Annotated in this window: 30 protein-coding genes and 1 tRNA gene; 23 read left to right on the forward strand and 8 right to left on the reverse strand. The window is 35.0% G+C overall.

What is annotated here, in order from left to right; translation table 11 throughout:
* The 11 genes from AYC65_RS02870 (at window position 1) to AYC65_RS02920 (ending at window position 9000) form a co-directional block, all read left to right on the forward strand.
* Window positions 1-345, forward strand: coding sequence for a hypothetical protein (locus tag AYC65_RS02870; RefSeq protein ID WP_052114779.1), 345 nt, complete (start codon window positions 1-3; stop codon window positions 343-345).
* A 291-nt stretch (window positions 346-636) separates the two neighbouring features.
* Window positions 637-1338, forward strand: a complete 702-nt coding sequence (locus AYC65_RS02875) for a phosphoadenosine phosphosulfate reductase domain-containing protein (protein WP_034871273.1) — start codon at window positions 637-639, stop codon at window positions 1336-1338.
* Window positions 1310-2089 carry a ParB N-terminal domain-containing protein gene (locus AYC65_RS02880; RefSeq protein ID WP_034871271.1) on the forward strand — a complete coding sequence of 260 codons (780 nt, stop codon included), beginning with the start codon at window positions 1310-1312 and terminating at the stop codon, window positions 2087-2089. The genes AYC65_RS02875 and AYC65_RS02880 overlap by 29 nt, the downstream gene beginning before the upstream one ends.
* Window positions 2090-2247: 158 nt before the next feature.
* The gene (locus AYC65_RS02885) at window positions 2248-2715 is read left to right on the forward strand and encodes a hypothetical protein (RefSeq protein WP_131828181.1); all 468 of its coding nucleotides are present in this window, start codon (window positions 2248-2250) and stop codon (window positions 2713-2715) included.
* 5 nt (window positions 2716-2720) lie between these two features.
* The gene (locus AYC65_RS02890) at window positions 2721-2957 is read left to right on the forward strand and encodes a hypothetical protein (protein WP_034871269.1); all 237 of its coding nucleotides are present in this window, start codon (window positions 2721-2723) and stop codon (window positions 2955-2957) included.
* Between the two features lie 18 nt (window positions 2958-2975).
* Complete coding sequence (locus tag AYC65_RS02895) at window positions 2976-3452, forward strand: hypothetical protein (RefSeq protein ID WP_034871268.1); 477 nt, start codon at window positions 2976-2978, stop codon at window positions 3450-3452.
* Entirely contained in the window at window positions 3424-4863 is a 1440-nt protein-coding gene (locus tag AYC65_RS02900) for a phage terminase large subunit (RefSeq protein ID WP_034871267.1), read from the forward strand. The genes AYC65_RS02895 and AYC65_RS02900 overlap by 29 nt, the downstream gene beginning before the upstream one ends.
* A 5-nt stretch (window positions 4864-4868) precedes the next feature.
* Window positions 4869-6233, forward strand: a complete 1365-nt coding sequence (locus AYC65_RS02905; protein ID WP_034871266.1) for a phage portal protein — start codon at window positions 4869-4871, stop codon at window positions 6231-6233.
* A gap of 2 nt (window positions 6234-6235) precedes the next feature.
* The gene (locus AYC65_RS02910) at window positions 6236-6484 is read left to right on the forward strand and encodes a hypothetical protein (protein WP_034871265.1); all 249 of its coding nucleotides are present in this window, start codon (window positions 6236-6238) and stop codon (window positions 6482-6484) included.
* A 56-nt stretch (window positions 6485-6540) separates the two neighbouring features.
* Complete coding sequence (locus tag AYC65_RS02915) at window positions 6541-8583, forward strand: hypothetical protein (protein WP_157893256.1); 2043 nt, start codon at window positions 6541-6543, stop codon at window positions 8581-8583.
* Between the two features lie 9 nt (window positions 8584-8592).
* Entirely contained in the window at window positions 8593-9000 is a 408-nt protein-coding gene (locus tag AYC65_RS02920) for a hypothetical protein (RefSeq protein ID WP_034871264.1), read from the forward strand.
* Between the two features lie 27 nt (window positions 9001-9027).
* Here the strand turns inward: AYC65_RS02920 and AYC65_RS02925 are convergent, their stop codons facing one another.
* From AYC65_RS02925 to AYC65_RS20695, 5 genes are all read right to left on the reverse strand, one after another.
* Window positions 9028-9750, reverse strand: a complete 723-nt coding sequence (locus tag AYC65_RS02925) for a phage antirepressor KilAC domain-containing protein (RefSeq protein WP_078674641.1) — start codon at window positions 9748-9750, stop codon at window positions 9028-9030.
* A 1-nt stretch (window position 9751) separates the two neighbouring features.
* Window positions 9752-10093, reverse strand: a complete 342-nt coding sequence (locus tag AYC65_RS02930; RefSeq protein ID WP_078674642.1) for a hypothetical protein — start codon at window positions 10091-10093, stop codon at window positions 9752-9754.
* 20 nt (window positions 10094-10113) lie between these two features.
* Window positions 10114-10374, reverse strand: coding sequence for a hypothetical protein (locus AYC65_RS02935; protein WP_078674643.1), 261 nt, complete (start codon window positions 10372-10374; stop codon window positions 10114-10116).
* Between the two features lie 3 nt (window positions 10375-10377).
* Entirely contained in the window at window positions 10378-10686 is a 309-nt protein-coding gene (locus AYC65_RS02940; protein WP_078411251.1) for an SH3 beta-barrel fold-containing protein, read from the reverse strand.
* A 154-nt stretch (window positions 10687-10840) separates the two neighbouring features.
* Window positions 10841-10993, reverse strand: a complete 153-nt coding sequence (locus AYC65_RS20695; RefSeq protein WP_157893257.1) for a hypothetical protein — start codon at window positions 10991-10993, stop codon at window positions 10841-10843.
* Window positions 10994-11168: 175 nt separating this feature from the next.
* On the opposite strand from AYC65_RS20695, the gene AYC65_RS02945 reads away from it, so the two are divergent.
* Entirely contained in the window at window positions 11169-11435 is a 267-nt protein-coding gene (locus tag AYC65_RS02945) for a helix-turn-helix domain-containing protein (protein ID WP_034871260.1), read from the forward strand.
* A 65-nt stretch (window positions 11436-11500) separates the two neighbouring features.
* Window positions 11501-11908, forward strand: a complete 408-nt coding sequence (locus tag AYC65_RS02950) for a hypothetical protein (RefSeq protein WP_078674644.1) — start codon at window positions 11501-11503, stop codon at window positions 11906-11908.
* 48 nt (window positions 11909-11956) lie between these two features.
* Here the strand turns inward: AYC65_RS02950 and AYC65_RS02955 are convergent.
* The 3 genes from AYC65_RS02955 to AYC65_RS02965 form a co-directional block, all read right to left on the reverse strand.
* Window positions 11957-12027 (reverse strand) — tRNA-Trp (locus AYC65_RS02955).
* 20 nt (window positions 12028-12047) lie between these two features.
* A complete protein-coding gene (locus AYC65_RS02960) occupies window positions 12048-12758 on the reverse strand; it encodes a hypothetical protein (RefSeq protein WP_034871258.1) in 711 nt (236 codons plus the stop codon).
* A gap of 10 nt (window positions 12759-12768) precedes the next feature.
* A complete protein-coding gene (locus tag AYC65_RS02965; protein ID WP_034871257.1) occupies window positions 12769-13065 on the reverse strand; it encodes a hypothetical protein in 297 nt (98 codons plus the stop codon).
* A gap of 196 nt (window positions 13066-13261) precedes the next feature.
* Here AYC65_RS02965 and AYC65_RS02970 point away from each other — a divergent pair, with 196 nt between their 5' ends.
* Genes AYC65_RS02970 through AYC65_RS03015 form a run of 10 tightly spaced genes read left to right on the forward strand, consistent with a single transcriptional unit; the run spans window position 13262 to window position 18062 of the window.
* Window positions 13262-13840 carry a hypothetical protein gene (locus AYC65_RS02970; RefSeq protein ID WP_236887502.1) on the forward strand — a complete coding sequence of 193 codons (579 nt, stop codon included), beginning with the start codon at window positions 13262-13264 and terminating at the stop codon, window positions 13838-13840.
* A 3-nt stretch (window positions 13841-13843) separates the two neighbouring features.
* Window positions 13844-14212 (forward strand): hypothetical protein, encoded by a 369-nt coding sequence (locus AYC65_RS02975; protein ID WP_034871255.1) that lies wholly within the window; start codon window positions 13844-13846, stop codon window positions 14210-14212.
* A gap of 16 nt (window positions 14213-14228) precedes the next feature.
* A complete protein-coding gene (locus AYC65_RS02980; protein WP_034871254.1) occupies window positions 14229-15299 on the forward strand; it encodes a major capsid protein in 1071 nt (356 codons plus the stop codon).
* Window positions 15299-15619: a DUF6706 family protein gene (locus AYC65_RS02985; RefSeq protein ID WP_034871253.1), complete on the forward strand. Its 321-nt coding sequence runs from the start codon at window positions 15299-15301 to the stop codon at window positions 15617-15619. Before AYC65_RS02980 ends, AYC65_RS02985 begins: the two co-directional genes overlap by 1 nt.
* On the forward strand, window positions 15616-15939 hold the full coding sequence (locus AYC65_RS02990) for a hypothetical protein (RefSeq protein WP_131828182.1): 324 nt from the start codon (window positions 15616-15618) through the stop codon (window positions 15937-15939). The genes AYC65_RS02985 and AYC65_RS02990 overlap by 4 nt, the downstream gene beginning before the upstream one ends.
* A gap of 14 nt (window positions 15940-15953) precedes the next feature.
* Complete coding sequence (locus tag AYC65_RS02995; RefSeq protein ID WP_223200405.1) at window positions 15954-16373, forward strand: hypothetical protein; 420 nt, start codon at window positions 15954-15956, stop codon at window positions 16371-16373.
* Window positions 16370-16771 (forward strand): hypothetical protein, encoded by a 402-nt coding sequence (locus AYC65_RS03000; RefSeq protein WP_034871251.1) that lies wholly within the window; start codon window positions 16370-16372, stop codon window positions 16769-16771. The genes AYC65_RS02995 and AYC65_RS03000 overlap by 4 nt, the downstream gene beginning before the upstream one ends.
* A 14-nt stretch (window positions 16772-16785) precedes the next feature.
* On the forward strand, window positions 16786-17295 hold the full coding sequence (locus AYC65_RS03005) for a hypothetical protein (RefSeq protein WP_078674647.1): 510 nt from the start codon (window positions 16786-16788) through the stop codon (window positions 17293-17295).
* A gap of 57 nt (window positions 17296-17352) precedes the next feature.
* Complete coding sequence (locus AYC65_RS03010) at window positions 17353-17826, forward strand: hypothetical protein (protein WP_034871249.1); 474 nt, start codon at window positions 17353-17355, stop codon at window positions 17824-17826.
* Between the two features lie 14 nt (window positions 17827-17840).
* Window positions 17841-18062 (forward strand): hypothetical protein, encoded by a 222-nt coding sequence (locus tag AYC65_RS03015; RefSeq protein ID WP_078674648.1) that lies wholly within the window; start codon window positions 17841-17843, stop codon window positions 18060-18062.
* Window positions 18063-18145 lie beyond the last annotated feature (83 nt).

The raw sequence follows: 18145 nt of genomic DNA on the forward strand, positions 1-18145 counted from the left end.
ATGGCTAAAAAGACCAAAGAAGCGAAAAACGAACTGTATTTAGTATTGACTAAAGAATGGTTTGATAAAATACTTTCAGGCGAAAAAAAAGAAGAATATCGCGATTTTACAGATTTTTATATTACCAGGTTGGGGGTAATTGATAAAGAAGGTGATCTGGTCGACACGAAGAAATACGATACTATTCGTTTTCAACTTGGTTACGCACCAGAGGCCCCGAAAATGATCGTAAAATGCGAAGATGTAATAATTGAACACGACGAAGACGCAGGTGACGTATTGACATCTGAAAATTGCAATTTCGTTATTGTTCTGGGTGAAATTCTCGAAAAAATTAATTGTTAATATGATATAACCAATAAAACTTAAAGCAATGGCAGAGAGTAGTAATAAACGATCTAGATCAACAGTCGGATCTAGGGCAATAGCAAGAGGCACTGGGCCTAGGTTCAGAGTCAGAAGTGTACAGTCCAGAGCAAGAGCATTTAGAACATTAGGTCGTAGATTTTAATTTAAATTCAAAGCAATGGCAGAATCAAGTGTAAAAAGAGACCGTAGAGCTGTAGGTGCAGTTCAAAGAAGTCTTAGAAGAAGTGCGGGGGCAAGGCCAAGAGTTCGTATTAGAACAAGACAATAATGAACTTATTGACTCCTACAATGAACAGCATTAAAACCTTGTCTGAAAAAACAGACAGGGTTTTGCTGTTTCATTCTGCAGCTGGTAAAGATAGCATCGCATTACTCGAAATGCTTTCGCCTCATTTTAAGTTTATTCAGTGTGTATTTATGTATATGGTTAAAGACCTTGATCACATCAATAGGTACATCAAATGGGCAGAAAAACGCTACCCAAATTGTCAATTTATACAAACACCCCATTACGCATATTATAATCTCAAAAAACACGGTTTTTATGGTGCTGAGCAGGTAGGATATTCAGACTGGACCTTATCAAAGATTGCCGACAAGGTTGTTGAAGAAACCGGTATAGAGTGGCAGGTATACGGCTTTAAAATGGCTGATAGTATGAATCGTCGTTTAATGCTTCGTAGTTATGATGATGAAATCACAAATGAGAAAACAAAGAAGATATATCCGCTTTCTCTCTGGAAAAACAAAGAAGTTTTAGCATATATCGAAAAACAGAGGCTAATAAAGCCTTTACAATACTCAAAGCTGGGCAATGCTAAAAGCCAGGGTACAGCAATTGACGATATCGGCTTTCTAATTTGGTGTAAAAACAACGCTCCGGAAGACTTGAAGAAGATTATTGCTGAGTTTCCAGATGCTGAACGAATAATTTTTGAATATGAGTACAAACAAAGTCAAACAGTCTGAAACAAGGACCATATTACGTAGTTCCTTTTCATTTAGTGACTATAACCCAAGGACTATATCCGATGATGCGAGAAAGAAGCTAAAGGCTAATATCAAGAAGAATGGCATCATAGGAGGATTAGTCGTTAATGAACAAACCGGAAATCTTGTATCTGGACATCAGAGAATAAGTATTGCTGATGAAGTAAATAAATACGACCCTGAAACAGGAAAGAACGATTATGAAATAAAAGTCGAAATAATTAATGTCGACCTGAAGACAGAGAAAGAACTAAATATTTTCTTCAACTCAAAAAGCGCACAGGGAGAAATGGATTATACAAAGCTCGCATTAATGATTCCGGATATAGATATTGACATTGCTGGACTTGATGATGTTGATATGTCTTTCATAGAAATGGAAATGCCGGAGCCTGTAGAAGTTGATGTTCCAGTGTTTGAACCACAAGCAGCTAAGAAGGAAAAGTTCATTACGCAAGAATTGGATAACTCTGTATCTGTTCCGGAAGCCAGTGTTTCAGAAATGGAAAGAGAGGAATCTGAAGAGAAAGCCAGACAGGAGAAAATAGATGCTGTAAAAAAGGTTAAAGAGCAGGTGAAACAAGGTGCTATATATGAGGGGGACCCGTATTTCACTGTTTCATTTGACTCCTATGAGAACAAAGTATTTTTCTTGGAACAATTCGGTATCAGCGCAGACGTAAAAATTATAAAAGGAGAAGAGCTTGCAGAAAAGATCAACAATATGTGATAAGGAAACATACGATTCCGAAGGAGCTGCAAGACGTGTTATAGAAAAATGTAAACACACTAGCAGCCGGAGCCGCATTCCTAAGAGAACATATTACTGTAAGATCTGCAAAGGCTACCATGTTACAAGCCAGAAAACGAAATCCAAATTTTATTAGAATGAAAATATACAGGAGAAAACCAGAGTTAGTAGAAGTAATGGAATTTACAACTAACAACGAAGCCGGAAGCCCGACAATGGATGCTATTGTTAATTGGGCAAATCAAGGACAAATAAAAGTTCAAGCCTGGCATAACGGTACATGTATTTATGTAGAGACACCAGAAGGACAGAAAAGAGCTGATGTAGGAGACTTTATCATTAAGAATGCTAATGGAGAGTTTTATCCTCTTAAACCGGAAGAATTTGAAAAGATGTATGAGATTGATGGAAAAGGAGGAATTATGATCATTGGATATCCTGGAGCATCAAGTGTTGGAGTAACTGGAGTGGAATGTCTTAAAAAAGAGTTTAAAAAGCCTAGTAAATTTCAACATAGATTAAATGAAATGCAATATAACCAGAGAGAAATGTTCAACCTATTACCAAAGAAACCACTAATTACTCCACCTAACTTAAAAAAATAATAATTATGACACCAAATAAATTTCCACAAGTAAATGTAATGTACGGTGAAGGACAAGAAGAATACCAACCATTACCAGTATATAGATCAGAAGATGGCCAAGCAATAAGCTGCTGGGAACTTACTGACGAAGAGATAGAGAAGATAAAGGAAACAAAATGCCTATACCTTTCTATGATGACATTTGGGCAGCCTTTACAGCCTGTTTATCTAACTGTAGATAAGGAGGAATTAGGCCTGTAATAATTAATAATATTTAATATGGCTAATGTAGATTCATATACAGACGATGAGCTAAAGGAAGCTCTGATTAAATCTAATGGGCAACCAACAGTGGCCGCAAAGATGTTGGATGTTACATATATTTCTGTATATGGTCGAATCAGGAGAAATCCTGATTTGTTAGACATTCAGAAGTCAGCAAGGCAGAAGACCTTCCAAGACCTACATAATTTCCAGATAGGAGCTGTATTAGGGGGAACTATGAAGACTCCCGAATTTGACGAAGAAGGAAGTATTAAAAAAGACGAAGATGGCAAAGTAGTTTATTATGATGCTGTGGTTGGTGTTAATACTCGAATGGAGTATGCAAGTAGGCTTATGACTTTGTTTAAGTCAGACGAAGGTATAAAGAATGAAATGTTATTGGAAACAAAACAAACTGTTGATTATTCCAAACTTTCCGATGATACAATAAGAGATTTATTAAATGCAGAATCCTCCGAAAATATCGATTGATTATTTGCGTCTTAAAACAATTGCTTTTAAGAAAGGGATTTTTGATTTCATAACTACTCATAATGGGGAAAGACATGAAAAGCAAGAGCAGGCGTTATTTATTTTAACTGATACTGAAACTAGAGAGTTTTGTTATGGTGGAGCTGCAGGTGGAGCGAAATCATGGACCGGTGCATCCTGGCTTTTATTTATGTGCTTATTATACCCAAATACTAAATGGTTTATAGGTAGAGAAGAGTTAAAGCGTATCCGTAGTTCAACATTAATAACCTTTCAAAAGGTTTGCAAGGAATACAAAGTACCTTCAAATGAATGGAATTACAATGGACAAGATAACTATATACAATTTAAAAATGGTTCCCGAATTGATATGCTTGACCTCCGACATAAACCAAGTGACCCCTTATATGAAAGATTCGGTTCATTAGAATATACCGGAGGTTGGATCGAAGAAGGTGGAGAGATAAACTTTGGTGCATTTGATGTTTTAAATACCCGTATCGGAAGGCACTTGAACAAGGAACTAGGATTGGCTCCTAAAATGTTTGTCACTTGCAACCCGAAAAAGAATTGGATGTATTCTCACTTTTACAAGCCGTATAAAGAGGAATTACTAAAGCCAATACAGAAGTTTTTACAAGCATTCGTTCAGGATAATCCATTTATTGATAAGCTCTATATTGAACAGCTCCAGAATACTAAAGACAAAGCAAAGAAAGAGAGATTACTAAACGGCAACTGGGAATATGATGATAATCCATATAAGCTATGTATATACGACAAAATTCTTGACTTATTCCGGAATGATCACCTAACAAAAAAGCCTCAGAAGTATATAACAGCCGATGTTGCCCGATTCGGTTCCGACTTAGCTGTTATTGGTGTATGGGACGACTGGGAACTTATAGAGATTCATGAGTTTGAAATAAGTAAAACAACGGAAATACAGAATTGTATCAAGGCTTTACAAAAGAAGTATTCTATACCGAAGAGTAATTGTATTGCTGATGCCGACGGAGTAGGCGGTGGAGTAGTAGATAATCTTGATATCATAGGTTTCCACAACAATGGCAGGCCATTCGATGAAGATCTAGGCGATGAAAAAGATACTCCGAAATATAAAAATGCTCAGACTCAATTATTGGTATATCTGGCTGAGAAGATTGTTAATAAGAATCTAATGTTTATTTCTGCTGAATTATCGGAAGAGCAAAAGGAAAGAATAAAAGAGGAACTTGACACCATAGAGCAGGACCCGAATTATGACGTCATAACCTTAGTAAATAAAGCAACAATTAAAGAAAACATAGGAAGGTCTCCGGATTACCGAGACATGATATTAATGAGAGCATATTTTGACTTTAACAAACCAATAAACAATAACCTGAAGCGCATTGCTTCCCTAATATAATAACCATGGCAGAATTAACAATAGAACAAAGAATGGAGCAATTCAAAAAGAGGAAGACTCCTTTACCTGACATTGCTAAATACGATAGTGAATACAATGTGGAAAAGCATAAGATATTCACCGACTTAATTAATTTTCCAGACAGAGAAGCAGAAGTAATAAGGAAGAATGAAAAAGGAGAAGAAGTTGTTGAAACTATTACTATACCAAGAAATAGAATAGGCCTTCCGTATCAGAAAAGAACGGTAAATATTGCCACAACATTTCTTTTTGGTAATCCTGTGCAGTATACCAATAATTTAGATGACGATACTCTGTATATAGCCTTTAAGGAAGTAGTTTCAAGAAATAAAATGATCTATTTTGATAAGGATATTTCTAATTCTGTTGGTAGATGGAAAGAATGTGCAGAATTATGGTATGATATTGAAGGAGAAAGTGAGTACAACTCATTTAAAGCAGTCCGTACTCTAAAAGTTAAGCTACTTACACCGGATATTTATAATCTATATCCTGTTTTTGATCAGACAGATAATCTTATCAGCTTTGGTCGTGAGTTTACCATAAAGGAAGTTGATAAGGACATTAAAATCTTTGAGGTTTACACTGCTACTGAAATTATTACGTACAGAAATGAAGGCTCAGGATGGACGGAAGATAGGGTAGATAATTTACTTGGGAAAATTCCAATTGTATACTATTCTGGCAAAATAGAGTGGGAAGACGTACAGACCGGTATAGAAAGATTGGAAAGAATTTACTCAAATGTAGGAGAAAGTAATGACAAGTTTGCTTTTCCTATTCTCGCACTTAACGGTGAAGTAGAAGGCTCTTTTTCTCGTGATAGATCAGGAAAGGTGTTAATGTTCAAAGGCGATGGCAGTGGACAATTCTTAGCGCCTCCACAAGCAAATGAGAATCTTGTAAGCGAGATTACACGTTTAGACGACGATATCCATACTTTCACTAATACACCTAACATTTTCTCAATTAAGAATATCCAAGGCATGGGTAATATGTTAGCTGGGGAAAATGCAGAGTTTATTTTCTTGTCAGCACACTTAAAAGTAATGGATAAACTGGCTATTTATATTCCGGCATTACAACGGAGAGCGTCTATTATTAAATCATTCTTGCAATCTTACAATATCAAGTGGAAAAGCTTAGAATTAGATGTAGAGCCAATCATTACTCCGTTTATAATCAATAACGAATCAGCATTCATTCGTATGCTTATGGAAGCTAACGGAAATCAGCCTATATACTCACAGGAATACTCTATGGAAAAGGCAGGAATTAAAGATGTTCCAAAAATGCAAGAACAGCTGAATAAGGAACAGGAGAAAAAAGCATCAACCCAAATATTATAACAATGAGCAGTTTTTGTTTTTACAAATTCCTTGTTTACAACGGCTACAAGAAAGAAGTTTTCCGTGAAGATACTGGAAAGACTTTCTGTACAAACTATCAAAAGGAACTTTCAGAACATATATGGAACAGTTTGACTATCCATGCTGATAAAACTTTTACTGCAGCTTCACCGGCTAACGGAATTGAGTATAAGAACCACCCACAGCCAACAGATCAGGAAGAAGCAGAAAAGATATTGTTTAAGATTTAGCAAGCGTAATGAAGAATCACGACGATTTACACCGGAAACGGATAAATAAGTACTTATTGGCTATCGAAAGACTGTTTGATGAGCTTTTATTGTCGTGTTCCTCTATAATTGTTCGTCTTAAACTTAAAGATGAGTTGTTTCAGTTCCGAAAATACCCATCCATCATAAAAGATGTAGATAAGTACCTGGTAAATTATCGTGATAATCTGCTAAATTCTATAAGGACCTACACGGAATATGAATGGGATTTCGCAAATGCTAAAGTAGATGAGATTCTAAAAGCTCGGTTAGGTTCCGTAAAAGGTAAGATTACACCGAAGATATATGAAACAGAGATCCGGAAGATTGCAAACCAGTCTCACAATCAAAAAGCACTTGAAGCATTTCAAAACAGAAAGGTAGGCAAATTCACCGTTTCAGAGAGAGTGTGGAATATTTCACAACAGGCAAAAGAAAACATCGAATTAGCCATAGAAGGAGCTTTTAAAGAAGGCATGTCTGCGCAAGAACTTGCCAGAGCTATAAAATTAAACTTGAATAACCCTGATAAGCTATTTCGTAGAGTAAGAGACAAACACGGTAACTTAGTTTTATCTAAAAACGCACAAAGTTACCATCCGGGACAAGGAGTTTATAGGTCCGCACATAAAAACGCATTGAGGTTGGCGGTTGACCAAATAAACACTGGATATCGATCAGCTGAACAAATGAGAATTAGTGCAAATAACGACGTTGTAGGTCAGAAAATAAACCTTTCCCCATCACATAAACATTATGACATGTGTGATGAGTTAAAAGGATCATACCCAAAGGATTTTGATTGGAGTAAATGGCATACAAATTGCTATTCATATGATATGGAGTTATTTACAGAAAAAGGATGGCGAAAAATGTCAGAAGTTGAAACAGATGACAAAGTATGGTCAATGAATCCAGAAACGAAGGAATTAGAGCTTGTAAAAGTCGTTGCAACAATCAAAAAACGTTATAAGGGTGAAATGATCCATTTTCACAATGCATTTTTGTCATTACTTGTTACCCCTGATCATAAAATGGTTTATGAAAAGCTGTCTGGGAAAAAACGAGACATAAAATCTTTTGCTGATGACAAATTAGCAAAAGATTTTAATAAACATAGTGGAGCTCTTTATAGAACGGCAGAGTGGAATAAATCGGATATTGATTTTATAGAAATTGGTGGCACATCTTATAAGTTTGATGATTATTGTGAATTTATGGCATATTGGATATCGGAAGGTTCTTTACAGAGAAATAGCGGTATTTTTATGGCTCAAAAAGATAATGAAAAGAATTTAGGCACAAGATCAAAAATGATAAGCGTTATAAGAAGGCTTGGATTTAAATCATCTGAAAATGAATCTGGAATATCTTTTTACAATAATTCATTTAATTCATATTTAAAACAATTCGGAAAGTCTTTGGAAAAGTTTATTCCAGAAGATATTAAAAATGCATCTTCAAGGCAAATAAACATTTTCTTAGATGCGTATTCTATTACAGATGGCAGCATTACAAGACCCAAAGCATTTAAAGGAAATAGAGGCGCTGACTTTACCCCAAAAAGGCTAGCAAGAATATTTTACACCAGTTCTGAACATATTAAAAATGATATTTCGGAACTTATTATGAAAGTTGGTAATAGACCTTCTATTGCCATAAAAAAGTCCAAAGGCAATATTATAACATTCCCAAATGGAGACTATATGGTGAAGGCAGATAGTTACACTGTGTCTGAAGCATTTTCTAAAACATCCAGTGTGTTTAATAAAGAGTTAGTTCCTTATGATGATTACGTTTATGATATTGAATTAGAAAAGAATCATACATTATACGTTATGAGAAATGGAAAGGCTGTTTGGGGTTCTAATTGCATGTGTTTCCGTACAATGATTATGAAGTCAGAAACTGAGTTTATAAAAGAATTGAATGCCGGGCAGAACCTCCCTCCGGAAACCTCAGAAAATTATGTTGGTGATGTTCCAGATAATTTCGTACAATGGCATAAAGATAATGCTGAAAAGATGAAAAACTGGAAACGGAAGCCTGACTTTATAGCTGATAATAAGAAGTTTTTGTAAATTTGAGCAATGGAACTTTACCCAGAAGAAATAAAAGAATACAACCGCCTCACTAAGGGAATGGAATTTACTTTCATGGCTTTGACTATGGATTTCCTGACTCATTGTGAGAATGTTATTTTTGGGTATGAAGAGCCGGAATTACCTTACTTCTGCTTTCATCTTTATTCTGATAAAGGACTTAAGGAAATCTACGAAAAGCTTACACATACATTAGAATATGTTTATTCAGAAGTAGATCCGAAATACAATAACCTCAGGAACAATCTTTCCAACTTACTCATTTTACTTCGAGAACCAAAAGCCAGGATTCAGGATAAAAAATACCAGCAATCAAATAATGACTACTGGTATAAATTAGTTAAGAATGAGGATAGGCTAATTGATCATTCAGCATTTAAAAAGTACGCAAAATAAAAGCCCGAAATCAATCGGGCTTCACTTTTATGCGCTTTGTAGCTTTTTAATTGTGTAATGTATAAATGCTCTACCTTTTTCTGTCCATACAGTTTGCATGCTTGTCTGGGTTTTGCCTTCTGTATCGGTATAGGTATGCGTTTTAGTCTTGGTAAAGCCTTTATTTTGGTAAACGTGATATAATAGCCATGTACCACTTTGTTTATACTGTATCTTCATATCTGAAAGCTTTCGATTAAGCGTTACAGCACTCATGCCTAATTCTTTCGCTATCTGGTTAGTATTATATACGCTTTCAGACTGTAGAACCTCGTTAAAATACTCAACCTTTGGGGCTTGCTTACGTAATTCAATAGATTGAAGTTCTATGCGCTCGGCTTGGTTGGCTGCAAGCTTTAAGGCTTCTGCGAAAGTTTGAGGCAAAGCAAAACCACCAGTCTTTAATTTCTTCTCACAATCGATAAAATACTTTCTTGCCTGCTTGCCCTTTTCGCTTCTCTGAAGCATAGATATTTCTTTAGCACAATCTAAAGTTAATGCGTAATCGTCTAAAACCTCTCTAAAGCCACCATTTGGCATTTGAACATTTTTGTGCAAACATTGATAATCAGTGTCTTGTGTGAAACCATATTCAAACATTCTTTGAGTCCACATGTCAAATCTTGTTTCAATTTCTAAGAACTTATGCAGTTCACGAGCAGACACGGCGGATTGACCGCCGTTGTCTTGTATTTTTATTAATTCGTTCATGTTATGATGCTTTTTTTACTGTATAATAATCTTTAATAAATTTTAGCCATGAGTAATAAACAACTTCTGCCAGTTCGTCTACATTTCTAAATTCATGTGGCTCACATGCTGTATTATAAAATATATCTGTGAGTTTACCACATAAATCTTCATCTACAATGTCCATAAATGCAAAGGCGTTATCTATGCCGTTGTATACGCCCTGTAGAGAATGATCACTTTCATTTGGCGCAAAGGCATTTAAAACCGTATGTATACCATCATAAATACGATCATGAAAAATATGATCTGCAATAATGTTTATAATCGCTTGTTCTTTGGCTGTTGGTACTAAATTTTTCATTTTATATTTTTTATTGTTAATTAATTTTTACTTGTATTTCTTAAAAGCTGCATTCTTAAACGAAACTTAACTATTGAAAATTCGTTGACAGTAGAATCTATTGTTATACTGGGTTTTGAATTATGGTTACTTAGTTCATTGATGAGAATTAAATTATTTTCTAAAAATTCTTTTTTAGAGATATACCCCTGACTGAAAAGCTGTTTATTTTTCATATGTATTTGATAAATGGCATTTAAGTCTACAGTTACCAGATCTTTAGTTAATATTGAATTTTTCATATATTAAATGTTAGTGATTAGATTGAATTTCTTAAAACATCTGAACTCTTGTTTTTCAGTGTCGAAGTAAGTTTGTACTGTTGGGTTGTCTTTTCGACCCGTACTTTTTGTTTCTGGTAATAATTCAGCTTTTAGAGTACCCCAGCATTCGCGAATAGTACCGTCTACTTTTTGAAAGTAGAACCGAACTATTTCAGTTTGCATTTTTATTTTCAGTTTGAAATTTGCCCATGCCTTCTTTAAACATTCAGAAAATGATAAGCCTGTTTGTCTTGCAAATTGCCATGCAGTTTTAAAAAGTTCAGTTTTCATATTGATATTATTTTTTAAGCTTATTAATCATTGATAATAATTTCGTGTTGTGGTTTTTACTACACTTATATAAGGTTGCTTTCATTTTATTCTGAAAGGCTTCGTTTTTAGTAATATCTTTCATCTTTATTATTTTATTTGGGTTAATAGCCTATTAGTCAAGTGTTACGATACACTCGCAGATAGTTTTTAATGTTGTGTACTTACTAACTGCATACTCATAATGTTTTGCCATCATTTCAGCTACTGCTTTCTCGCTGTTACACTTTAATAATCTTGCTTCTACTTTGTTTCTTAGAGTTGTCATATCTTTTTGTTTTTATTTAACTGCTATTTAAATAATTTTATACAAATTTAAATGAGGGTTAAATAATAAACAAATTTAAAATGTTAAAATTTTGTTAAATATTAAACTGTCAATTAAATAATTATATTTGTAATTAAATTTCATTTAAATTTGCAACTGTATACATTATAATAATATGATTAAACTAAGAGTTAAAGAATTACTGAAGGAGAAAGGAATTTCACAAAAAGAATTAGCGGAAAAGCTTAATATGACAGAAACGGGATTATCAATTTCAATTAATGAAAATGGAAATCCCCCTCTAAAAAGATTAGAGGAGATTGCAAATGCTTTGAATGTGGATTTTCTAGAACTATTTATTAAAAATCAAAATGAGGATATTCCTATTTATAAAAAAGAGGACGGAAAGGATATTATAGTAGGTTTTTTAAAAAAAGATTAGAATTTTACGGGAAACCGTTTTTTTGTTTGAAATGGAATGTTTATTTTCACTGAAAATTTTATATTATGAGAAAAATATTTACAGTTTTATCCCTTTCTATTATTACGTTAGGTACAGTGTTTACGTCTTGTTCTTCTTCAGATAATAGAGATGAGCAAGCATCTGCGAGGTATAATGTTACCGGAACTTGGGATCTTATGGCGTTCAAAGATGAAAATGGAAAATTTATAGACGCAACTATTCTAAAACAATGGGCAGCGTTCAATGCTGACGGGAGTTATAAAAGTTATTCTAATAAAAGTAACTATTCAGGAACTTATCAATACGATGGGAAGAATTTAATTACCGCATCTGTAAGTGGGTTTAAGGTGTACTACAATATTATTTCTATTAATGGAAATGAAGCAATAGCCGAATATTATGATCAAAGTAATACAAATGATCGAGTAACTTTCAAGCTAAAAAGAAGATGAAAATAACCCGCATAATAGCGGGTTATTTTTTTATCATATGTAGCTTTGCACCCACCCAAGGATTCGAACCTCAATTACTGGTTTTGGAGACCAGGGTCTTACCGTTAGACGAAATGGGTAATATTTATAGTTATTCCATTTAGGCGACCAGCTTCCTCACTTTATATAATTCGATTACTTTTATTAACTGGGTTTCATTCGCAATCATCCCCATTTCAATAGATTGAATGATGAATTTTTCAACATCAGAAATAAGTCTAAGTTCGTCTTGTGTTGCTGTGTCCCTTATTCCCCTTTCGTGCCTACCAAAAACTTTAAGATTAATTTCTCGTGCGTATCTTGGATAGTCTGGCTCAGAAACAATACTTGCAATAGCTCTATTCATTGGTGCAAAATCAGATCCTGCCAAAACCCTGTTAAATATTAGGCTGTCAGTTAGCCAAATGACTACTTTAGCATAAATAAGCGGATTCAGCTCCATAGCCAGTAATACCCAAATGTAAGGGTCGCAGAATGTTGACTTATTTTCTCCACGTCCGCCAGTTTTCCAAACTTTAAGACCTTTTAGTACTTTTACAACTCCTTCTTTTTCAATCATTTCCATAAATCCATGAATTGTTGTTTTTATGACACCTCGCTCATTTAGAATATGATAGCATCTTTCTTGAAAGTCTTTAGTTGTCATTACATTATCTATCCTTTTCAAACTCCACCCATGCTGAAATCTCGCATGATTGTAAGCTTTCTGTAAATCGGAAACAGAGAAACTCTGTCCATCTTTTGTATTTTGTCTGATTATAGTTCCGAACAAGTTTCTATCGGAACTATGCATTACTACATTTGTTTTCATATTAATGTTTTTATGTTATTTTTTTTTCCTTGTTTTTTATCCACTGTAAAACCTCTTCTCTAAGAAAGCGGTAATTATCTCCACGATTCCGAGAATAACCACCAACTAATAAGCTTTCTGGATAATGTCGGCATCTCAAATGGTTCCTTACTGTTGTTTCACTTCTATTTAATGTTTCGCAAAACTCCTTCAAGTCCATTGTAACTCTCATTCCGTTATGAAGGCGTAGAATAGCTATTTCCAATTCTTCCAAAGTCATGTCTGCTATTCTCTTTTTTCTTAATTCTTGAAGGTTTTTATCGCTCATGTAATAATCAATAATTGATTACTGTAAAAATAACAAAAAGCAATCAAATAGCAAATAAAAGGATATTAAAAATGCAATAGTCAAAGTAAATTTGTTACGACAGAAATAATTAACAATCAATTCGTAAACAATGTTTGACAAAATCTTATCAGGACTTAAAACTAAATACAAGGATTTAGGGTTAAGCGAGACAATTTTGAAAGTTACGGCTGAATCTTTAGCCAAGACGGTCGAAAAAGAAGAGGATATTGAAACTGCTGTTGCAGGGTTTGAAGGACAGATGAAAATATATCAGTCTTTCGCAGACCAAAACCGAACGTTACAAACTGAAATCACAAACCTAAAGAAAGCAGGCAATTCCGAAGAGAAGAAGGAAGAAGAAAAAAAGGAGGGTGAAGAAAAGAAAGAGACGGGTGGTGAAGAAGTTCCAGCTTGGGCAAAAGCTATTATAGATTCCAACAAGGCAATTCTAGAAAAGCAAAACCAACTGGATGCTGAAAAGGTCAACAAAACCAATGCAGAAAAGCTAGTTTCAAAACTCAAAGAATTAGGAGTAAATGAATCATTCTACAGTCTTCACCTAGGAAAAACCTTTGAGAAAGACGATGAAATAGATTCATTTGCTACTACTGTGAAAGAAGCAGAGGACAAGTATCTGCAAGACACAAGCAATGAAAAGCTAAAGTCTAAAGATGTTCCTCTATTCGGTCAAACAACTAAAGAAGGAGAAGTCTCTCCGGATGTCCAAGCATTGATTGATTCTAAAAAATCGTAAACAATGAACAACATTAAAAAGTTTAACGGAAGCCGTCAGAAAGTTGTTTTTGATTCTATGACATTGGCAACTTATCCAGGAGGGGTAATTATTGACAATGTAGATGCAAAAGCAAGATTTACAGACGGTATTATACCTGCGGGAGCTGTTGTAGTTCCTAGCGATGGAAAATTTAAAATCGTGAATGCTGACTTAACGGCTACGAACATTAAAGGTGCAATTGGTCTTGTATTACAGGATGTAGCTATTGAAGACTTTACTCAGTCCTCTGTAGTTATAGACGCTACCGTGAGAATTGTAGCACTGCCAGACAAAGAACAAGCAGGGGCGGCCTTATTGGTTAAGGAGCTTCCAAGCCTAAAGTTTATTTAACCTCAAAAACGTAACCATGTCAGATATATTATTACAAAAAATTATGCCCGAATATAGAGAGGTGGATTTAGGAGCAATCCTAAACGCTAATCCTTTGGGCGAATTACAGTACAAAAATTATTTTCCATCAGAATTCAAAACCGGGCTTACATTCGGGAATCTCGAAGGAGATACAGGGGCTAAAGTAATTGCGCCTATTGTAGCAATGGATTCAGATGTTATCCTAAAAGGTAGAGATAATACAGAAGCTATTAAAGGTGAAATCCCTAAAGTAGAAGTAGGTAGAAAAAAGACTGAAAAAGACTTTTTTAAGATTAACGAATTAAGAAATGCAGTTTCTGCAAATCCTAACAACAAGAACATCAGATTACAGCTTATCAACAAAATCTATGATGATGCAGTATTTGTAACGGATTCGGTTAATGCTTCTATGGAGTATATGTCCAAATCTCTTCTTTCTCAGGGCTTATATGAAATGAACGGGATTAAAATTGATTTTGGTGTGACCATGCAAGATGCAACATCCGATTGGTTTTTACCTGCTAATGCTTCAACTTTTGACCCTATTAAGGAGTTCCAGAAGCTGCAAAAGCAAGCTCTTGCTAAAGGTTTCAGATACTTAAGAGCTGTAATGGATTTAGCTACTTTCAATCAGTTGGTTGCTTCTGAAAAGGTAATCAAATTCACAGCCTCTTTTGCCCAAAATGCATTAGGATTAGCACAAACTCCAACTTTAGCACAGGTTAATTCTGCTTTACAAGCGCAAAATTTACCAGTTATTGAAATCTGGGAGTCATACGTGAATGATGAAGCAAAAGACGGTACACTTACCTCTATGAGTGGATGGATTCTAGGAAACATTCACTTCTCAGGTACTGCCGACTTTGGAAACACTCAGTATACCATTTCACCGGAAGCGTCTATCGATCTTAACGAAACTTCAAAATTAACCACTAATGAGTTCATTTTGGTTTCTACGATTGCTAAGGCTGCTCCTATGCAGGTATTAACAAAGGCTACTGCTTTTGCTACACCGGTACTTAACAGTGTGAAAAAGAGATTAATCCTTAAAACTAAGTTAGCATAATGACTGTCGGGGAGTACGTAAAAGAAAAAATGTCACAATGGTCGTTTGTCTACTCCGATCGGTTATTACAGGCTGAAATGCAAAAAGCTGGTATTAATCCGGATTCCGAGTACAACGAGAATACAAATACAGATAAGCTATTTTACAATATACTCCCCGACGTCCTATTTGCTCCAACCAGTGTAAGCGAAGGCGGTTATTCAGTAAGCTATGATAAAAATGGTATGCTGGCATATTATAAAATGATAGCCAGAAGACTTGGAAAACCGGACCAAACATCAACCCAAACAATTAAAGACATTACAAAGAAATGGCTATGATTCCACCACAGTACCCGTATACACTTGAAGTTTTCAATAAAGCTGAAAGTGTTTATAATGAAACTACCGGAGAATGGACAGTAGGTACAGAAGAGTGGAAAGACTGGGGGAAATGTAGAGATGAAGGTAATACGCAAAAGAAACAAACTGAGGACAGTGAATTTTATATACACACCTCAATTATTTATTTGCCACTGAGCTGTGCTGACATAAACAAAGGCTTGAAGGTTAGGGTAAAAGATGCTGATGGCTTGATAAAGGTGGAAGGGATGGTAGTAAACTTTAGAAGAGACTTTTTTAATTGTAGGATATGGCTTTAGTACCAAAACATAGAATGAGTGATATAGATAGAGTTTTCAAAGCTGCATCTGAAAATGTCACTAATTCTTTTTTACGGGTTCTCCGATATGTAGGAGAGCGAGCCGTTAATGAGGCTAGACTAAACGGTAATTACTTAGATCGTACTGCCAACCTTAGAAATTCTATTGGCTATGTAATAGTTGTTAATGGAAGAATACTGGATGTGAATTTTCAGAATACTGCTGCTCAAACGCAAACTTCCACAGAAGATGGGTTGAAAATAGGTAAAGACCTGGCTTTAGAATTAGCAAGCAGACAAAGTGAAATTGCTTTGATCGTTGTAGCAGGAATGAAGTACGCTCTTTATGTAGAATCTACAGGGAAAAATGTATTAACCAGTGCTGAGCAGATGGCAAATACACAAGTTCCTTTGTTATTAAGACAACTATTATAATGAAGACAGTAATTGATGGGAAGGACTGGATTTTAGAGCTTTTAAACGCTAAAAAACCTAATATCTCCGGAAAGATATACGTCGATAAGAGAGTTACAACAAATACCGAGGATATCGTTATCAATTCTCTTACAATGACTGGTACACAAATGCAAAATGGTGTTTTTAATGTCAACTGTTATGTACCTAATCTTTCAGTAAATAATGGTGGATCTATTGTTCAAGTTCCTAACAAAAAAAGGCTAAAAGAAATAGCTTCTCAGGTATACGAAATACTTGAAAAGGTTTACTCAAACCAGAAATACAATCTGTCAGTTGAAAATCATATTCAACTGGAAGAACCAACAGAAAACGCAAACTATATAAACTTCAGGGTGATCCTGAACGCTTTTAACTAAAAAAAACTATAACAATGGGACTATTTAATAACGGAATTGCCGAAGTTCTATTTGCTGATATTGCTGCAGATGGTGGTGCTGGCACCACATTTAAAGCTTTGGGCAAAACCTTAGAGGGTTCTTTTAAAATCCTTACAGAAGATGGTACAACGACCACTTTTAAATCAGAAGAAACAGATGATCCGGAATTTGAAGTTACAAGAGGCGGTAGCCTTGGATTTGAATTTCAATTGATGGATCCGGATGCTGATGCTCTTGTTGCGATATTCAAGGGAACCAAAACTGCTGATGGGGGTTATGAACCACCAGATAAAACGGCTACAGTTGAGAAGTCTTTTAAAGTAGTTCCAGAAATGGGGCTTGGCTTCAATGTAGTAAGAGCAAAAATTACAGGAAAATTTACCGATGCAATGGGTAAAAATGCATTGATGGGTATTATTGTCACTGTGAAAATTATGACTCCTACAAAAGCAGGTGTTAAAAAATTCACGATGCCTAAATATCCACTGGCTACAACTCCATAAGCATAATCTTTTAAATCAAAAGCCCGTCTGTAATTATGGGCGGGCTTTTTTATAACTATGGGAAATCAAGAACTAGAACAAGAAGAGATCAATTTGTTACTTGGAAAAGGGTATGCATTTGAAACATTCTTTTGGGGTAAGAAAAGAACCTGGAGAATAGGTAAAATCACTTTAGGCAAAATGATAAAGCTGTCAGATGTTTTCATAAAAATGAAAATTGATGAAGAAGCTTTAACCAGTGGAGAATTAGCCGAAACTATTTCAGCACAATATCAAGCGGTAAGAGATAATGCAAAATTATCTGTAGATGCTGTTTACATAGCTATTGAAAGTGAACTTCCGAAATGGATGTTGAAGTATAAGTTTTTCATGGAACCTATTATTAAGAAGCATTTTCTGAAATCTTTCAATAGTGAAGAACTTCTGGAATTCACTTTAGAATTACTGAAATTTTCTAATTATCAAAATTTTATGACCTCTATCGCATTGTTGAACGGGAACCGTCCGACCAAAGCGAAGCCGATAGAGTAAAGGGTCTCAATTCCATATACGGAAATGCAGGGCAAATATGTCATCATTTCAGTTGGTCTTTAGAATATCTGCTTTGGGAAGTTGATTGGCGAATTGTACAACGGATGCTAATAGATGGCCCGGATTACGATTACGACAAAGACGACGATAAAAAAACTAATACAAATACCAAATCTATAAAACTCACAGAACAGAGTCCTGATGAGCTTATAGAAAAACTCAAGCAATACCAGTAATGAACAATACTCAGGGATCTTTATTCTTCGGTGCAGGAATCGACTTGACGCAATGGCGTAATGGCATAAACGAAATGCGTCAG

Origin of the sequence: Elizabethkingia bruuniana (genome assembly GCF_002024805.1) — a bacterium.
In the GTDB taxonomy this organism is placed as follows: domain Bacteria; phylum Bacteroidota; class Bacteroidia; order Flavobacteriales; family Weeksellaceae; genus Elizabethkingia; species Elizabethkingia bruuniana.

Bases quoted from the DNA above. Each gene is read 5' to 3' on its own strand.
- AYC65_RS02870 (WP_052114779.1), top strand. From the start codon at position 1: ATGGCTAAAAAGACCAAAGAAGCGAAAAACGAACTGTATTTAGTATTG.
- AYC65_RS02875 (WP_034871273.1), top strand. From the start codon at position 637: ATGAACTTATTGACTCCTACAATGAACAGCATTAAAACCTTGTCTGAA.
- AYC65_RS02880 (WP_034871271.1), top strand. From the start codon at position 1,310: ATGAGTACAAACAAAGTCAAACAGTCTGAAACAAGGACCATATTACGT.
- AYC65_RS02885 (WP_131828181.1), top strand. From the start codon at position 2,248: ATGAAAATATACAGGAGAAAACCAGAGTTAGTAGAAGTAATGGAATTT.
- AYC65_RS02890 (WP_034871269.1), top strand. From the start codon at position 2,721: ATGACACCAAATAAATTTCCACAAGTAAATGTAATGTACGGTGAAGGA.
- AYC65_RS02895 (WP_034871268.1), top strand. From the start codon at position 2,976: ATGGCTAATGTAGATTCATATACAGACGATGAGCTAAAGGAAGCTCTG.
- AYC65_RS02900 (WP_034871267.1), top strand. From the start codon at position 3,424: ATGCAGAATCCTCCGAAAATATCGATTGATTATTTGCGTCTTAAAACA.
- AYC65_RS02905 (WP_034871266.1), top strand. From the start codon at position 4,869: ATGGCAGAATTAACAATAGAACAAAGAATGGAGCAATTCAAAAAGAGG.
- AYC65_RS02910 (WP_034871265.1), top strand. From the start codon at position 6,236: ATGAGCAGTTTTTGTTTTTACAAATTCCTTGTTTACAACGGCTACAAG.
- AYC65_RS02920 (WP_034871264.1), top strand. From the start codon at position 8,593: ATGGAACTTTACCCAGAAGAAATAAAAGAATACAACCGCCTCACTAAG.
- AYC65_RS02925 (WP_078674641.1), bottom strand. From the start codon at position 9,750: ATGAACGAATTAATAAAAATACAAGACAACGGCGGTCAATCCGCCGTG.
- AYC65_RS02930 (WP_078674642.1), bottom strand. From the start codon at position 10,093: ATGAAAAATTTAGTACCAACAGCCAAAGAACAAGCGATTATAAACATT.
- AYC65_RS02935 (WP_078674643.1), bottom strand. From the start codon at position 10,374: ATGAAAAATTCAATATTAACTAAAGATCTGGTAACTGTAGACTTAAAT.
- AYC65_RS02940 (WP_078411251.1), bottom strand. From the start codon at position 10,686: ATGAAAACTGAACTTTTTAAAACTGCATGGCAATTTGCAAGACAAACA.
- AYC65_RS20695 (WP_157893257.1), bottom strand. From the start codon at position 10,993: ATGACAACTCTAAGAAACAAAGTAGAAGCAAGATTATTAAAGTGTAAC.
- AYC65_RS02945 (WP_034871260.1), top strand. From the start codon at position 11,169: ATGATTAAACTAAGAGTTAAAGAATTACTGAAGGAGAAAGGAATTTCA.
- AYC65_RS02950 (WP_078674644.1), top strand. From the start codon at position 11,501: ATGAGAAAAATATTTACAGTTTTATCCCTTTCTATTATTACGTTAGGT.
- AYC65_RS02960 (WP_034871258.1), bottom strand. From the start codon at position 12,758: ATGAAAACAAATGTAGTAATGCATAGTTCCGATAGAAACTTGTTCGGA.
- AYC65_RS02965 (WP_034871257.1), bottom strand. From the start codon at position 13,065: ATGAGCGATAAAAACCTTCAAGAATTAAGAAAAAAGAGAATAGCAGAC.
- AYC65_RS02975 (WP_034871255.1), top strand. From the start codon at position 13,844: ATGAACAACATTAAAAAGTTTAACGGAAGCCGTCAGAAAGTTGTTTTT.
- AYC65_RS02980 (WP_034871254.1), top strand. From the start codon at position 14,229: ATGTCAGATATATTATTACAAAAAATTATGCCCGAATATAGAGAGGTG.
- AYC65_RS02985 (WP_034871253.1), top strand. From the start codon at position 15,299: ATGACTGTCGGGGAGTACGTAAAAGAAAAAATGTCACAATGGTCGTTT.
- AYC65_RS02990 (WP_131828182.1), top strand. From the start codon at position 15,616: ATGATTCCACCACAGTACCCGTATACACTTGAAGTTTTCAATAAAGCT.
- AYC65_RS02995 (WP_223200405.1), top strand. From the start codon at position 15,954: ATGAGTGATATAGATAGAGTTTTCAAAGCTGCATCTGAAAATGTCACT.
- AYC65_RS03005 (WP_078674647.1), top strand. From the start codon at position 16,786: ATGGGACTATTTAATAACGGAATTGCCGAAGTTCTATTTGCTGATATT.
- AYC65_RS03010 (WP_034871249.1), top strand. From the start codon at position 17,353: ATGGGAAATCAAGAACTAGAACAAGAAGAGATCAATTTGTTACTTGGA.